This window comes from Vibrio hangzhouensis (genome assembly GCF_900107935.1).
Lineage (GTDB): Bacteria > Pseudomonadota > Gammaproteobacteria > Enterobacterales > Vibrionaceae > Vibrio > Vibrio hangzhouensis.
The window spans coordinates 152,093-168,306 of record NZ_FNVG01000006.1; the positions used below are offsets into that span (position 1 = coordinate 152,093).

At 46.9% G+C, this 16,214-nt stretch carries 15 protein-coding genes; 8 read left to right on the forward strand and 7 right to left on the reverse strand.

The genetic code is table 11. From position 1 onward, the window contains the following. The first annotated feature begins 50 nt into the window (after positions 1–50). Positions 51–1,316, forward strand: coding sequence for an L-methionine/branched-chain amino acid transporter (gene yjeH / locus C4S60_RS08380; RefSeq protein ID WP_103879884.1), 1,266 nt, complete (start codon positions 51–53; stop codon positions 1,314–1,316). Between the two features lie 106 nt (positions 1,317–1,422). On the opposite strand, the gene C4S60_RS08385 is transcribed toward yjeH, so the two are convergent. Continuing rightward, positions 1,423–2,163, reverse strand: coding sequence for a sulfite exporter TauE/SafE family protein (locus C4S60_RS08385; protein ID WP_103879885.1), 741 nt, complete (start codon positions 2,161–2,163; stop codon positions 1,423–1,425). Positions 2,164–2,574: 411 nt separating this feature from the next. On the opposite strand from C4S60_RS08385, the gene hpfG reads away from it, so the two are divergent. Then, positions 2,575–5,106, forward strand: a complete 2,532-nt coding sequence (hpfG, locus tag C4S60_RS08390) for a (2S)-3-sulfopropanediol dehydratase (protein ID WP_103879886.1) — start codon at positions 2,575–2,577, stop codon at positions 5,104–5,106. A 71-nt stretch (positions 5,107–5,177) separates the two neighbouring features. Beyond that, positions 5,178–6,131 carry a (2S)-3-sulfopropanediol dehydratase activating enzyme gene (gene hpfH, locus C4S60_RS08395; RefSeq protein WP_103879887.1) on the forward strand — a complete coding sequence of 318 codons (954 nt, stop codon included), beginning with the start codon at positions 5,178–5,180 and terminating at the stop codon, positions 6,129–6,131. A gap of 7 nt (positions 6,132–6,138) precedes the next feature. Here the strand turns inward: hpfH and C4S60_RS08400 are convergent, their stop codons facing one another. The 3 genes from C4S60_RS08400 to C4S60_RS08410 all read right to left on the reverse strand — a co-directional run bounded on the left by C4S60_RS08400 (position 6,139) and on the right by C4S60_RS08410 (position 8,533). Further along, the gene (locus C4S60_RS08400; protein WP_103879888.1) at positions 6,139–6,486 is read right to left on the reverse strand and encodes a DOPA 4,5-dioxygenase family protein; all 348 of its coding nucleotides are present in this window, start codon (positions 6,484–6,486) and stop codon (positions 6,139–6,141) included. A gap of 103 nt (positions 6,487–6,589) precedes the next feature. Then, positions 6,590–7,882 carry a DEAD/DEAH box helicase gene (locus C4S60_RS08405; RefSeq protein WP_103879889.1) on the reverse strand — a complete coding sequence of 431 codons (1,293 nt, stop codon included), beginning with the start codon at positions 7,880–7,882 and terminating at the stop codon, positions 6,590–6,592. Positions 7,883–7,951: 69 nt separating this feature from the next. Next, the gene (locus C4S60_RS08410) at positions 7,952–8,533 is read right to left on the reverse strand and encodes an acyl carrier protein phosphodiesterase (protein WP_103879890.1); all 582 of its coding nucleotides are present in this window, start codon (positions 8,531–8,533) and stop codon (positions 7,952–7,954) included. Between the two features lie 189 nt (positions 8,534–8,722). Between C4S60_RS08410 and C4S60_RS08415 the strand changes: the two genes are divergently transcribed. Next, positions 8,723–9,331 carry a YitT family protein gene (locus C4S60_RS08415; protein WP_103879891.1) on the forward strand — a complete coding sequence of 203 codons (609 nt, stop codon included), beginning with the start codon at positions 8,723–8,725 and terminating at the stop codon, positions 9,329–9,331. A gap of 11 nt (positions 9,332–9,342) precedes the next feature. Here the strand turns inward: C4S60_RS08415 and C4S60_RS08420 are convergent, their stop codons facing one another. The 3 genes from C4S60_RS08420 to C4S60_RS08430 are packed head-to-tail and all read right to left on the reverse strand — an operon-like array spanning position 9,343 to position 13,032. Continuing rightward, positions 9,343–10,377 (reverse strand): HlyD family secretion protein, encoded by a 1,035-nt coding sequence (locus C4S60_RS08420; RefSeq protein WP_146060854.1) that lies wholly within the window; start codon positions 10,375–10,377, stop codon positions 9,343–9,345. Positions 10,378–10,391: 14 nt separating this feature from the next. Beyond that, on the reverse strand, positions 10,392–11,708 hold the full coding sequence (locus C4S60_RS08425) for a glycosyltransferase family 2 protein (protein ID WP_103879893.1): 1,317 nt from the start codon (positions 11,706–11,708) through the stop codon (positions 10,392–10,394). Further along, positions 11,701–13,032 (reverse strand): TackOD1 domain-containing metal-binding protein, encoded by a 1,332-nt coding sequence (locus C4S60_RS08430; protein ID WP_103879894.1) that lies wholly within the window; start codon positions 13,030–13,032, stop codon positions 11,701–11,703. Before C4S60_RS08430 ends, C4S60_RS08425 begins: the two co-directional genes overlap by 8 nt. A 279-nt stretch (positions 13,033–13,311) precedes the next feature. Between C4S60_RS08430 and C4S60_RS23755 the strand changes: the two genes are divergently transcribed. The 4 genes from C4S60_RS23755 to C4S60_RS08445 are packed head-to-tail and all read left to right on the forward strand — an operon-like array spanning position 13,312 to position 16,179. Further along, positions 13,312–13,470 carry a hypothetical protein gene (locus C4S60_RS23755; RefSeq protein ID WP_244183060.1) on the forward strand — a complete coding sequence of 53 codons (159 nt, stop codon included), beginning with the start codon at positions 13,312–13,314 and terminating at the stop codon, positions 13,468–13,470. Then, positions 13,471–14,343: a TRAP transporter substrate-binding protein gene (locus tag C4S60_RS08435; RefSeq protein WP_279626941.1), complete on the forward strand. Its 873-nt coding sequence runs from the start codon at positions 13,471–13,473 to the stop codon at positions 14,341–14,343. 10 nt (positions 14,344–14,353) lie between these two features. After that, positions 14,354–14,884, forward strand: coding sequence for a TRAP transporter small permease (locus C4S60_RS08440; RefSeq protein WP_103879895.1), 531 nt, complete (start codon positions 14,354–14,356; stop codon positions 14,882–14,884). Continuing rightward, positions 14,881–16,179 (forward strand): TRAP transporter large permease, encoded by a 1,299-nt coding sequence (locus C4S60_RS08445; protein ID WP_103879896.1) that lies wholly within the window; start codon positions 14,881–14,883, stop codon positions 16,177–16,179. The genes C4S60_RS08440 and C4S60_RS08445 overlap by 4 nt, the downstream gene beginning before the upstream one ends. Positions 16,180–16,214 lie beyond the last annotated feature (35 nt).

The window sequence follows — 16,214 nt, forward strand, 5'->3', positions numbered from 1 at the left end:
AGCGCTTCTTGGTATAGTCGGCCCCACTCCCTCTAATAAAACAAGATGTTATGGCAGAACTCAAAAAGGAAATTACGCTCATTGGCGGCATTGGCCAAATGTCCACAACGCTTTTGGGAACCGGACTATTTATGGTTCCGGCCATCGCAGCCAGCATTGCCGGAGAACAGATGTTATGGGCATGGTGGATACTGTTGTTAGCCATTTGCCCTATCGCCATTACATTTGCATTGTTAGGGAAACGCTACCCCAATGCCGGTGGCGCTTCTTACTTTGTTCGGCATGCATTTGGACCTCGACTGGAAAAGGCCATCGCGTTACTGTTCATTAGTGTCATCCCTGTTGGTGTTCCAGCCGCAATTGCTATTGCCGGGGGCTTTGCTCAACAATTCCTTCCTGACTTTTTAGCGACTCCGATCATGGCACAGTTACTCGTTGTGCTACTGTTAATGATCGTCAACTTCTCGGGGAGCAAGTCTTCCAGTCGGCTACAGACTTTTATCGCTTTGGGTATTCTGGCACTGGTTGGAAGCTTTTTCTGGATGGGAGATATGAACGTCCAGGATACTCTTCCGCACTCGCCTCCTACTGAGCGGTTCCTTTCTATCGGACAAGCCATCGCCGTTATGTTCTGGTGTTTTGTCGGTATCGAAGCTTTCGCTCATATGGGAGAGGAATTCAAAAATCCAGAGCGGGATTATCCCATTGCCATCGTTATTGGATGCATATTAGCAGGCGCTATCTATTATCTGTTTTCAACAGTCGTACTAAAACACCACGCTTATGGTACGCAGGAGCTTAATACGACCTCAGTTCCTTACCTGGCGGACTTACTATTCGGCCCTAAAGCAAGGTGGATCATCAGCGTCACCGGTTTTCTTGCCTGCTTTGCGACCATTAACCTTTACACCCAAAGTCTGGCAAGAATGTTATGGTCATTAGCTCGTGAATATCGCCCGACCAGTCCCGCAGCAAGAGTTACGGTCAATGGCGTCCCCTCGGTTGCGACCTTGATTGTCGGCGTAATACTTGCTGTCTCTTGCGTCTTTGGTGAGCTTTCGGGTATTGATATCGAAGTCTTTCTGACTTTGGCAAACGGCATTTTTGTGGTGATTTATCTGTTTGCGATGTGGAGCGCGGTACGTTTACTGACGGGATGGCGCAAACACTTAGCCATTGTTTCTCTGTGTCTGTGTCTGCTGGTACTGGTTTCCATTGGCATCGCGATGCTTTACGCTGTCACAATGTTACTTTTGTTCTGGTGGCTACTTCCCAAACCCGCCCCGCTGCGCTCAACCTCATTACGCACAAAATAACCATTGCTGACGACCAGAACCAGATACAAAACAAGCAGGCACTACGCCTGCTTGTTTGACTCTGGATATACGCTGTGGTTAAGCAATTCTAAATCAAACAATACACTCAGAAATTGACATTTTTCAACACTAGCGCACAACCAATGAACAACAGGAACATGTGTACAATACGGTGGTAGTCAATCTTGTACTTTTGCAGTAGATGATAACCAAACATCCCGCCAGCCAGGCCCACAGCAAATGCAGGTAAGGCCGAGGTTACCAGTGACAACACTTCTTCGGTAATTAACCCTTCGTTCCAGAAACTGATGTTTGCACCAATCATCTGCAGCATGAAGAAAAAAGCCAATGTGGATTTTGTCTGGTCCGCTGTCCAAGGTTGCATTGAAGTATACGCGATAACCGGTGGACCTGATTCACCAACACTTGCGCCGAGTACACCTGAAGTAAATCCAGCACCGACGGTCACTGGCACAGATGTCTTTTTAAACAGAGGCTTAGTAGAGCGCAGTGAATGTAAGCTAGACGCTACCAATACAACACCCATGGTCAAAAGAATGTACTGCGAGGGCATGGTTGCCAAGAGCTTAGCGCCAACAAACGATGCTGGCACTGAGCCAGCAAACAGAATAAGTCCTGTCTGACGCTGTATTGAGTGACGCATCTTCCAGACAATAGGCAGAGTTACCAACCAGCCAAAAATACCGGCGATGGGCACGGCCGTCTGAGCGCCAACGATAAACGACAGCAACGGAACCGACACGAGTGCCGAACCAAATCCCGTCAACCCCTGTGTAAATCCAGCCAATGCAATGATCAGCGAAACGAGTATTAAAGTGGTGTCCATATGTCCTGTTATTTAGCCGAAGAAAGTTAAGCACACTATAGACTTCAGAAATTAAATAACCATTACACGTGTCACATTTTGTTGTTTTTTGTCATTTTAGTTTCGCGTATGTGACATTTTTCTCAGAACAAGACACTGCGCATCGTATAATGAAGCCAATAACAGAGAGTGATTTATAAAGCAGAGCACGCAAAGCCCAAACACAGAATAGCTGATGTTGTAAGCGACCCAACGTCCATCGGCTTTCCCTGCGTTGGCATACAACGAACAACAAAGCACAGCTTCAGCAACAATATGGCGCCAGACTCACAAGACTTAGATGTCAGTTTTCATACATGAGCGTCAAGCATCACTCAACAGCATTCTATATTTTCAAAATTAAACGCATTTAAAATTTTTAAGAGGTAAACAATGGAACATTTCCAGGCTGATCAAGCGAGCTTGTTGGACATCAATTCCGATCATCATACGACCGCAAGTGGCGTCGAAGCATTTGATAAAGTTTATGGTCTTGGTTACGAAGTCGGCCACGAAGACTGGTCTCCCTACCCACGAGTCAACAAGCTAAGACAAGCCTTTCTCGACAGACCCTATGACATAGATGTAGAGAGACTGCGCCTGGTCACCCAAGCCTATCAACAAAATGAAGCTTCACCTCGTATTCTTCAATGTGCTTATGCGTTTGAGAATATTTTGCTAAAAACCACACTGCACATTTATCCGGAAGATCTTATCCTGGGAGAGATTGCAGCCCCGGCTAAAGCTTCACCTATCTATCCCGAATTTTCCGTAGACTGGATTATTGACGAAATACTTCATTCGCCATTTGAACAGCGTGCGAACGATCAGTTTTACATACGAAATGACGAAGACAGAGCTGAAATCCTTAAACTTTGTGAGTACTGGAAAGGAAAGAGTGCCAACGAAATTATCACTGCCCACCTTGACGAGGACCAGAAGAAAGGTTCACACATGGGCGAAAAGGTTTTCCAGACCAATAACTACCACTTCGCGGGCATCGGCCATTTCGCCATGGATTTCAATAAGCTGATGACCCTTGGTTACGATGGTGTACTCACTCAGACTAGAGAGGCCTTTGCTAGGCTATCCAAACAAGACCCGGATTTCGGTGAAAAAAGAGATTACTACAAAGCGACGATAATCACGCTGGAGGCAGCAAAGAAATACATCACTCGTTATGCTTTGCTCGCCGAAAAGATGGCCGGAAAAGAGGCCGATCAGGTTAGAAAGCAAGAATTACTAACCATGGCGCAAAACTGCCACCAAATCGCCGGAGGTGCACCTCAGTCTTTCTGGCAAGCCGCTCAACTATTCAATTTTGCTGTCACACTGACTCAAATTGAAGGTAATGGTCACTCCATTTCATATGGCCGAATGGACCAGTGGTTACACCCATTCTATGAGAAAGACGTTAAAGAGCGCGCGGTACCTAAGTCCTTCATTTTAGAGTTGATTGAAGTGTTATACGTCAAAATGAACAACCCAACCAAACTCAAAGATAAAGGTACGGTTAAGGTTCGTAACGGCCGTGGGTTTGGCGGCGAAAGCCTGACCATTGGCGGTGTTGATAATAATGGTAACGACGCGACTAACGATCTCACGATGCTAATGCTGGAAGCATCCGTACATACTCGAATGATGAACCCTTGGGTTTGCCTACGTATGCACGAAAAAACGCCATATGAGCTGAAAATCAAAACCATTGAATGTATTCGAGCCGGGTACGGACATCCAAAATTGTTTAATGACGGTCCTGCAATCAAAGCCATGCTTGGTAAAGGAGTCACGCTTCAAGAGGCTCGCAATTATGCCGTCGTTGGCTGCGTTGAACCGACCATTCCCGGTAAAGAGCACGGCTGGCTCGACGCGGGTTATGTGAACACCGCCAAAATGATGGAGATGGTCATCAATGGCGGACGAATTCTGTCAGGTCCTAACGCTGGAATGCAACTTGGGCCAGATACTGGCAGTCTCGAAACCTACCAAACGTTTGAGCAAGTTCTGGAAAGTGTCGATAAGCAATTTGCTTACTGGTGTGATCAGCTTTGTAGCTGCTTGAATGTCACCGATAAGATCCATCGCACTATCAAACCAACGCCTTATATCTCGGCGTTTTTTGAAGGATGTATTGAATCCGGCAGAGACATGACCAATGGGGGCGTTAAATATAACGGTACGGCACCACAGGCTGCAGGTATTGCAACCTGCGCCGATTCACTGGCAACCATCAAGAAGCTGATGTTTGATAGTAAAAAGTATACCGGTACACAACTTCTCGATGCCCTGAAAAACAACTGGGTTGGTTATGAGAAGCTCTATGCGTTGGTTAACAGCTCAAAGATCCCCCACTACGGGAATGACATTGATGAGGCTGACGAATTATTCACCTTCATGTTTGAATGCTATTGCCGTCATATTAATGGTCGTATCAACCCGAGAGGCGGAAAATTTAGCCCTGGCGTTTATACCGTCAACGCAAATGTAGGCATGGGCTTATACACCAATGCGTCGCTGGATGGCCGTAAAAATGAAGAGCCTATCTCTGACAATATGGGTCCTGTCCACACTGCCGGTGGCTCTCATGATATTCACGGGCCTACCGCTATTGTCAACTCTGTGACTAAGGTCGATCATAGCCTGGCCACCAATGGCACCCTACTTAACCTGCGCTTCCCGGAGGATGCCGTGTCTGGTACCGAAGGTCGAGATATTCTGGTGAGCTTTATTGACGAGTACATTTCCAAACAAGGGATGCATGTTCAGTTCAACATCATGAGCTCAGAGAAGATGAAAGCGGCGCAACGAAACCCTGAGTTGTATAAAGATATGTTGGTACGTGTCGCGGGTTACAGTGCCTATTTTGTCGAACTGGGCAAACCGCTTCAAGATGACTTGATTCAGCGAACAGAGCTTAGGTTTTAAGCAATAAACGCAAATCCTAATCCATAGAGCGGACGAATAAAGTCCGCTCATAAACGATACTGAGGTTATTTGTGTCAAACCTAGGAACTGTACTTAACGTACAACGCTTTACACTGCACGATGGTCCGGGCATTCGTACTGAGTTCTTTCTTAAAGGATGCCCCCTGCGCTGCGACTGGTGTGGTAACCCAGAGAGTTTTAACCGTCATATTGAAGTCGGTGTATTTCAGAACAAGTGTATTTCGAATACCAGTTGTGGTTCGTGCATAGAAGTCTGTCCCGCTCCGGATATGTTGATCTTTACTGACTCTACATTGAATCAGGTTACCAGAGACCAGTGCACCGCCTGCCTTGCCTGCTCAGAGGACTGTCCGTCTGAAGCCATCAGGCAGTGGGGAGACTCTATGTCGGTGGAGCAATGCATGACGCTGATCAGAAAGGATAAGGGCTTTTATCAGCGTTCAGGAGGTGGGGTCACCATTTCCGGAGGCGAGCCTTTGTTGCAGGCCAACTTTGTGTTGGAACTGTTCTCAAAATGCCAACAAGAAGGCATTCATACCTGCCTGGAGTCGAGTTTTTTCGCCAACTGGAACCGTATAGAGCGATTGCTACCAGTCACAGATCTGTTTATTTCCGATATAAAACTGATGGACAGCCAACGGCACAAAACGCACACGGGAGTCGATAACCGTAAAATACTCAACAACTTGAAGGCGCTGGCTACGACGGATAAAGCCATCATACTGAGGATACCGGTTATCCCTCACGTGAACGACGATGATGACAATATCCATGCCACCGCAGATTTCATCATTAACGAAATGGGAAGCAAGGTGCAAGCACTGCAATTATTGAGTTTTATGCGCCTTGGTGAGGAGAAATATCAGTCGCTGGGGTTACCTTACAAAATGCAAGACCTCCAGTTTGACCGTATTTCATTTCAACGCCGCGTGAGCGACATCGCTGACTATTTTAATAGCCGCGGAATCCATTGCACGGTAGGTACCAAAGAGAGCAACGGATAAACTCCAACTAGAATCCTTTAAGATTGAGGTCGACTTCGCTGCCCAACCAATAGGCATAGGTGGTGTGATCTTTAAGTGCGTCACCTGTGCTGGCGTGAACCAGAACGCTAAGCTCACCCCTTGCCTCATCGAGCCAGGGAATAAAGCGGTCAAAGTTGTCTTTTGTAAAAGTGACCTGACAGCTCCATTTTGTATGCGGACCGACAGGCTTTTGGTGGATACGTCCAACCGGAAGGGTAAAGATTTGGCCAATGGTACGGCACAAATCTGTAGCAAAATCGACTGTTTCACGCTCAAAGTAGATGTGAGCGTGGTATTCATCATGAATGTTTACTGGTCTTTTAGGTGAACTCATAATGTATCCTACTCCGTCCATTCAGGTGGGTATATGTGAAATCGCCTGCATCAATATAAAGGACAAGCCAAGCTGACTTGTCTTTTCTATCTGTGGCAGGTGATTATCGTTTTTTGCCGCGGTTTGCATGAATTTTAAGCTTGGCTTTCATCTTGCGTTTGTCGGCACCGCGACCTTTGCGGCGAGGAGCACGATCCGGCTCTATCTCAGATTCCGGACTAGGTTCAAAGCCCGCTAACCACTCTTGGGGCAAGCGCGTATCAAGCAAACGTTCAATGGCTTCCAGAAGGTAATGCTCATCGTGGCTCATTAACGAAACCGCAAAGCCTTCATGACCCGCTCTGCCCGTACGTCCGATACGATGGATGTAATCTTCAGCCTTGTATGGCAAATCAAAGTTAACGACCTGCTCAAGTTGCTGAATATCCAGTCCTCGTGCAGCCACATCGGTTGCAATAAGCGCACGAACTTTACCAGACTTAAAATCATCCAGTGCTTTCTGGCGCGCTCCCTGACTCTTATCGCCATTGATCGATACCGCATCAATGCCATCCAGTTTCAGTTCCTTCGCCAGCGCATCACTGCCCTGTTTGGTTTTGGTAAACACCAGCACTTGCTGCCAGTTACGTGAACCAATTAAGTAGGCTAGCAACTCGTGTTTGCGCTTTTTGTCCACTGGGTAAACCATCTGCTTGACCGTATCCGCCGTCGAGTTGGCCGGGGTAACCTGAACTTCCACCGGTTCATTCATAATACGGTGCGCGAGCGTTTTTATACGTTGTTCAAAGGTGGCGGAGAACATCATATTCTGGCGTTCTTTGGGAAGACGTCGCAGAATACGATTCAAATCTGGCATAAAGCCCATATCTAACATGCGATCTGCTTCATCCAGTATCAGGAATTCACACTCGGCTAACGTGAGATTACGAACATGCTGATGATCCAACAGTCGGCCTGGGGTAGCCACAAGAATATCAGCACCGCCCCTGAGATTCTTAGTTTGCACACCCATGCTTGTACCACCGTAGGCCACCACCACTTTAAGTCCGGTCGACTTCGCTAACGGAATCAGGTTATCAAACACTTGCTGCGCCAACTCGCGCGTTGGTGTCAAAACGAGCGATCGAATCACTTTACTATTGGCTTCACGCAGTTTGGGGGAGTCAATAAGCTGTTGAATCAGCGGCAAGCCAAAGGCAGCGGTTTTACCCGTACCCGTTTGAGCACCCGCAAGCATGTCTTTTCCTTCCATGAGATGCGGAATCGCACGGGCCTGAACAGGTGTTGGCGACGTATAGTTGAGAGCCTCAAGATTCTGATTAAGAGTATCGTTAAACGCAAAAACGTTAAAAGAGTTCAGCGCTTCAGCGTTATCGGGTAAGGTCTTGTCTGTCATTGTCTCGCCAACAGGAAGTATAGAAAAGGGTCGCGAGTGTATCAGATTAATACGCTAAGGTTAACGATGTTATTCAGTTACCTGTTTTCGGGTTTGCTGAAGAACATCAGGATATAAATCAGAGAACAATCGTGAAAATGTTTCATAGTTTTGCTCTAACTGTTGTCCACACTCCATCAACGGTGTCATTCGCATACTACGCAATGACATACGCTCAAGCGCATATTTGATATTGTCCAGCTCTCGATAGGATTCCAGCCAACGTCCCTGCCACATATGGGCACTCATCAGAACAAATCTTTCAGGTAGCGGTTCATCGGTAGCGCTAATTTGTTGCTCTGCGTAATCCACAAACCGGCTCAGCGGTTCGCAATGATACTCCGACCATCGCTTAGCTAAACAGTGATCCCAGAACATGTCCATCGCAATAGGAGCAAAGCGCCTTAATTCAGGATCAAAGTGTTGCTTGCAGGCTTTCATGATTTCGTGGTTGTCAGTGAAAGAATCGACAAAGCGATGTAGCAGTATCCCTTTGGCCACGCCGGGACTGTAAAGCTTATTGGGATCGCCTTTGACAAAATCACCAAGAAGGTTACCAAGTAAACTGCTCTGGCAATGGTCTGCAATGTGAAGATGGGCTAGAAAATTCATAGTTCCAAGTATAGCGATAATTGACCGACATGCACCAAGTTAGCGCGAGGATGTAAAGTTGATTAAACACTCAGTTATTTTTTGATCTTCGTCACTAACTCGACATAGAGGCTCACCCAGCGATAACATCGCGCCAACAAAACTGCGTAAAGCGCAATATTCGATTCACTATCTACGGAGCCAATCTTTATGGACAAAGACCACAGTCTTCGAGAGAACTTACTTGCTCTCACATTAGGTAGCGCACTGGTCTCACTCGGTGTCATATTCTTCAATCAAGTCGGGTTGCTGACTGGCGGAACCGCTGGACTGGCACTGTTCATCACCAAAATCACCGCATTGAGCTTTGGTCAGGTATTCTTCGCGTTGAACTTACCTTTCTACATTCTTTCCGTCACTAGAATGGGCTGGCAGTTCACATTGAACACTTTCGTAGCCGTAAGTATCGTCTCTTTTGCCGTTGACCATCTGCATCACGTTATTCAAATCGCGCACATTGAACCTTTATACGCAGCCTTAATTGGTGGTGGTTTGATTGGCATGGGTATGCTGGTGATCTTCAGACACAAAATGAGCCTGGGTGGTTTTAATATTCTGGCGTTATTCCTGCAAGAACGTTTTGGTATTCGTGCAGGCAAAGTTCAGATGGGACTGGACTGCTCTATCGTAATCCTGTCTTTCTTTGTGGTTGATATTGAGCTTATTGCACTGTCCATTCTTGGGGCAATAGCCACCAACCTGATCCTGGCTATGAACCATAAACCTGGTCGCTACCAGCCCGTCGTCGCCAACCCTTAACATCTGGTGCCCTAAAAATACACTTCGACAGGCATGCCTTCAATGAGCTCTTCCCTTGAGGGAAGTGGCTCATCGATAGTTAACAGCACTTCTAGCAGTGCCTTTTGCCCTTCAAATGGCCTGCTCAATTGGATAGGTAGCTTCGACGCCAGTTCCGTTGGACTGGACACATGAGCATTTAATCGACTTCCATTGGGCAATCGAACCGTCACTTTTCTCGCGAGTAACGCTTTGTCACTATGTTTTGGATCCAGGTAGGCAACCACTCGTACACGGGCCGAACTTTCTGCCACCGTAATGATGTCTGTTTGCGACTGCAAACGCTCTCCTCGCTGGCCCAGAACGTCGATTACATGACCATCAAATGGCGCTGAGATAAGCAGTTCTCGTTTTTGACTTCTCTTACCATTAAGTTCGAGCTCCAACTGACGCGTAATGTTAGCCAGGCTGCCAACATACTGCTCATCCGCCTCATTCTGGCGCGCCAAAGCCAGGTCTAATGCTGCTTTAGACTTTCTCTCCTGGGCAGCATAGTAGTTATTGAGTATCGCGGCATAATCGCCGGTACTGACCAAGCCTTCTTTGTTAAACGCCTCAAACTCTCGTTTAATTTTCTCAATTTCCTGCAGATTTTTATTAGCATCACGCTGTGCGGAGAGGTACAGATCCACAAAATTATCGGCACGTTGCTGTGAATAGGCTTTTAGGGCTCTTATTTGTTGTTCGAGATACTCGATTTCATCTTCGAGTACGCTGTTTTGTAATTGTACTAAGAACTCACCTTTTGAAAACGTATCGCCGACTTCGAAATACACACTTTCCACCACACTTTCTCGTGGCGATTTGATTGATATAGGCTCGTAACTCACCACACCTGAGGCGATAGTAAACACCTGTGGTTTGACAATATAATACGCCACAAAAATGACTGGCAGCAAAATCAGCCCCAATAGCGCAAACCACCTGAAGCGGTACCCCGTCCGTTTGGCTTCCCCATAGGCGACTTTCATTCCCCTTTCGCTTTGAGGGGATTTTTGTTTATTCATTTGAAACTTAACTTTCAAAATCTACGTCCTCTTTTCAGCACCCACCACGGTGCCATGCTCGACTCTTCATGTGAACGCCTGAAGGTCTCATTCAGAATCGAAAAAGCAGTGATAAAACGAGAAAATAATGCATATAAAGGATAGAGAGCAAGCCAACCGACCATTCCTATATCCTGTTGTTTGCGCTCAGAAATCAGCGTCAAATAGACAGTGAACTTAATCAAAACTAAGGTGACATAAATGGCGTAAGTAATCATGGTAACCGACAAAGAAAACAGTATCGGATAGGAAGCAAAGATATACACCGTAAAGAGAGTAATGAATATGGGCAGCAGCACGTTTTGTAACACACCATAGACTAAGGTGTACAAAAACACCCTCCATCCCAACAGTTTCGGCGTTAGCCCTTTGATGTGCTTACGAAGATAAAGAAACAGAAGGTCTCCGTCCCAACGTAACCTCTGTAACACAAAGTTTTTTAAAGTATCAGGCGCATCGGTGTGTCCAACCGCATGAGGCGTAAATGCCAGTTTTGACTCTGGATAGCGCCGCTTGTACTGTTTCAAACGCATAGTCAAATCCAGATCTTCTGCCGTATGCGTATCCCAACCGCCGACTCTCTTTAACTGTTGTTTTCGAAATGCCCCAAAGGCGCCAGAGATATTATTAAGGAAGCCAAATTGACTGGTTCCGGTTTTTCCCCCTTGCATTGACATCATGTATTCCAGAGACTGCATTCGAGTAAGGAGGTTTTTGTTCCAGTTACGTACCCTAAGGGCACCTCCACTAGCGATTACGTTAGGGTCGACAAACTGACGCATCATTTGGGTCACCATATCGTTATCAAAAGACGTGTCACCATCGACGTTGATCACTATGTCGTGCTTCGCTTTGTAAAGACCAGAGTTGAGTGTAGAAACTCTGCCACCCCGTTGCCATTTTGGAATCACTCTTACCACACGATCTATTCTGTTACGGTACTTGTCTTGGGCTCTTATCGCTGCCTCATAGGTTTCCTGATTTTGAACCGCGCCATCGACTACCACCAATATCTCTATGTTACCCGGGTAGATTTGCTCTACTAAGGTGTCAATTGTGATATTTATGCCATCTCCCTCCCCATAGCATGTGATTACGAAGCTAACATTAGGCGTGTAGGTGTTCACCACTGTGCGATTTTGCCAGTACCAGGAAAATATCCCGGCGATCACCAACAAAATTAGCGGAAGCTCAATGACCAAAACGACCGGCAGAAACTTAGCCAGTAGCTCTGTATTCTGCACGACCTGGGTAACGATAGTGCTGCTAAGTTGGATAATGGCGTCAATCATTCAATTCCGAAGACCTCTCTAGCAACCATTTGTTGGCATCAGAAAGTCGATTGTCGGGCAGAGCCCAACTCATTACCGTCAGCGAAAGAATGTCTGATTCCACCTTGTCTGAAAAGGCTTCAATCCGTTTCTCAATGGATGACATAAAACTGATGTCACAGTGAGGCAGTAAGATGAATAGGGTGTCATCAGCATACTGGCAGCTAATGTCAGTAGTTCGGAAAAGTTGCTCCAATTGCTCCGCAAATGCGCTAATGAATTCGATGTATGCCACATCACCCTGTTCGGCAATAAACTGACTAATCTGATGGATCTTAATACCCAAAAGTAGATCCTGATGTTTGTGCCGCAAAGATAACTGATTTTTCCAGCCTAGTGCAGCATCAAATACCGCTGTACTGACAGTGCCGGCCAAAACCAGGTTAGTGTTTCTCTCCACCTGTTCATCCAGCAAATGACGCTGGATGTTTTCTCCCGCACGATACGTATAGTAACTTCTCGCGGTTAAGTCGGAAGTGGCGTTCTGGTGACCGCAAGACAAACAGCTGGCGACGACATTCGCTTCTGCAAACTCCTGAGAACAGTGATTGCAACTATAGAGTTCCAATGGACGATCGTAATCCACACCAATGTGCTTAAGTGACGTGTGACAATTGGGACAGGTCATCGCTCGACGCGAAACAAACTTATCGGCATCGTCGACATGTCCGCAGGTAAAGCAGTGCAATGCATCAAACGTCTTGATGTCGATGGATTGGCAAGATGGACAGGTATCAACAAAATTGAGGTGTCCCGAACCACAAGATTGACAGTAACGCACTCTGTCTTCGCAACGTTCTGCTTCGATAAGCCCTGAATCTATAAGGCGATGTAGGTAGCGAAAAGGCGTCTGCTGTTGATTGTGATACACATCCAGTAATGGATAACGATATATCTCCGAATTACTGAGCACTTTCATTGGGCGTATCCGGCGGGTCTCATTTATCCATAAATAAGCAAGCAGCTTGTCTTTTGGAACATCGCTCAAGCGCTTAAGCTTTGGAAAAGGCTTGAGTTCTTCCGTAATTACATCATTACCGTTAAACACTGCATCGGACAAGAACGGCGCAAGTTCACTGTGGTGAAGGGTCAACACTCGCCAACTCCAGCCTGCTGGTGAGCTGTGAATTTGTAACAAAGTCTCATCTTGCCTCTCTGGCGTGACATTAATCACGCACACTCGCCCCCATTCTCGGAGTATTTCATCATCCAGATACTCATCTACAACCTGCACATCCTGATGCTCCATTGAACGAGGAACCTTACCTACAACTAAAGCGCGCATACGTAGTTTGTCATCCTTAAGGGTTAATGTGTCTCCCATAACTATAGACAAGCTTCGTTAAACAATAGCTTCTTTTTACTGAAGTTTTTGACATTCATCGCCGCTTTACACTCACCGAAGCTGTGTATTTGAAAGCCACTTATTACAAATTAGTTAACCCGGGATCACAGTTATGCAACAAAACACCCCCTACGTACCCTAATCGGGTAATGCGCCTGCACAAATGTTGTGCAATGTTGGTTTTCCAACCTCACTAGTACAAAAAAACAGGACGTTATAATGAAAACAAAAAGTCTAATCCAATCCCTCGCTATCGCCTCCGTGGCCACCTTCGCTTCATTTAGTTCTTGGGCTGAAAGCAAAGAGCTTAGAGTGGGTACCTGGCTTAGTCCTAACCACACCATGAATGCCGATGTGATTCCAACCTGGGGTAAGTGAATTGAACAAGCGACCGATGGCCGGGTTACGGTCAAAATTGAATACAACATGGGACATCCCAAGAGCCTGGTTGATTTAGTCGAAGATGGCGCCGTGGATGCAGCATGGACCTTCCATGGCTATATTCCCGGTCGATTCCAGCTTCCCCAGATGGTCGAATTACCAGGAGTAAAAGCCGGGGCTGAAGCTGTGTCTGTGGCGCACTGGCGAATCAATCAGGAGTATTTCGCTGACTCTGGTGAAAACGATGGCGTAGAGCTTGCTGCGTTGTTTGTACACGGACCAGGCCATATCCACCTACGTGAGCCCGTTGACTCGTTGGAGTCTGTCAAAGGTTTGAAGATACGTATCGGTGGCGGTGTTTCTGTAGAAATTGGTAAACGACTAGGCGTAACTGGTGTCAATGCCCCTGCAACCAAAGCGTATGAGCTTCTGGCTCAGGGTGTCGCAGACGGGATCTTTATGCAGATGGATTACATGCGTGTCGGTCGATACAAAGAGGTTGCTCCTTATACCATCAAGATGCCTCACGGAATGTATCTGGGTTCGTTTGGCATGTTCCTGAGCCCTGATTTTATGGCGGGATTAAGCGAACAGGATCAGGCCGCCATTCGTCGCGTGTCGGGTGAGAAACTGTCAGCGCTAGCAGGTCGAGCCTGGGCAACTGCGGACGATATTGGCGAAGCCGATATTCGAGCTACAGGCAGCACTGTAGTAGAAGCGACAGAAGCGGATATCGCCTACTTCGAGAAGATCACAGAAGGCATGGATGAAGAGTGGATTTACAAAGCCAGTCGCCGTGATGTCGATGCAAAATCTGCCCTGAAAGCGTTCCGACAAGAAGCTGAAAACTACCAACCTATCGATCTATAAGAGCACATCAATGAAAAACTTACTTTCAATTGGTGTTCAGTGCTGGGAGTGGTTCGCCCAGCACCTTTATCACCTTTTTAGCCTGTTCGCCTGCATTCAACTTGCCGCATTGATGCTGGTCACCTGCATCGATGTTGTAGGACGCTATCTTTTTTCCAGCCCACTGGTAGGTAGCGTCGAACTGACCGAGATTCTGTTGGGAAGCCTGATCTTTACCTCTTTACCACTTGTGACGTGGAGAAAAGAACATATCAGCGTCGACCTGATGGAAGGCATGCTACCCAAACAAATCCGCTCATTGCGGGACATTCTGTTTAATCTGGCCATCAGTATAAGCCTATTTGCCATAGGCACGAAGGTATGGAGTCTGGCCACACGATCTCATCGTTACGAGGAGATCAGCGAGTATCTGGAAATTCCCGTTTACTACCTGACTTACTTTCTGGCCATTACCTGCTGGCTGACATCGGTCACCTGTTTGGTGTTGATTGGTACTCACCTTCTCAATAAAAACTATCCTACTCAAGGAACGTCTCAATGATAGTAACTCTTATTGGCTTTGGCGTTTTGCTGTTTCTGATTCTACTAAGAATGCCTATCGCATTCGCAATGGGCGTTGTCGGCTTCTTTGGCTATGCGGCCCTTGGGGACTGGAACTTCAATAGTGCGCTTACTGTGAGCGCTAAGCGCTTGATTGATACTGCTCAGGACTACGGGCTTTCTGTGATTCCTATGTTCATTTTAATGGGTAACTTCATCACCAAGGCAGGCTTGTCTCAGGAGCTCTATCGAGCCTGTTATGCATTTCTCGGTCATAAAAAAGGCGGGTTGGCGATGGCGACGGTTGCGGCCTGTGGTGGATTTTCTGCCATTTCTGGTTCGAGTCTTGCCACATCTGCCACTATGGCTCAGGTGGCTATGCCGTCGATGAGAAAGTACGGTTATTCGGACGGACTCGCAGCCGCATCCATTGCCGCTGGCGGTACGTTAGGGATTCTGATCCCGCCAAGCGTCATTCTAATCATCTACGCCGTGCTAACAGAACAAAGTGTACGTGATCTATTTGCAGCCGGTTTCATTCCGGGTCTGATGGGTATCGTCCTTTACATTGTCGCGACCCGCTTCGTGGTATGGCGAAACCCTAAAGCAGGACCTTGTGGCGAGAAGCTGGCTCGAGCGGAAAGAATTCAGGCTCTGCGCTCAGTTTCGTCGATACTAGGCTTGTTTGCATTAGTGATGGGAGGCATCTACGGGGGTATTTTCACACCAACTGAAGCCGCTGGCGTCGGCGCTTTCGGCGCATTTCTGATCGCCTTCTTCCGTGGTTCGTTAACCTGGAGCAGCCTCAGAGATATTCTTATTGATACAGCCAGAACCAGCACCATGCTATTTGGGGTCGTCATCGGTGCGCTTATCTATTCCAACTTCGTCAACCGAGCGGGATTACCCAATGATTTGGTGGATTTTGTCAGTTCGCTGGGTACAGAGCCACTGTTAGTAATGCTAATGATCTTGCTCATCTACATCCTAATGGGCACCGTTTTTGAAAGTCTGTCCATGCTCCTGCTCACCATTCCTGTGTTCTATCCACTGGTTGAGAGCCTTGGGTTTGATTTGGTCTGGTTTGGCATCATAGTCGTGGTAGTAACGGAAATCAGCTTAATCACGCCACCTGTTGGCCTGAACATCTTTGTGCTTAAAGGGGTCATCAAGGACATTCAAACCAGCACCATATTTAAAGGTGTCACCCCATTCTGGTGTGTCGATATCCTTCGCTTAGCCTTACTTCTGTTCATACCGGGTTTGTCGTTGTGGCTACCAAGCCTACTCTACTGATAACCCGATAAAATCCATAAAGTGCCACTCGCTGG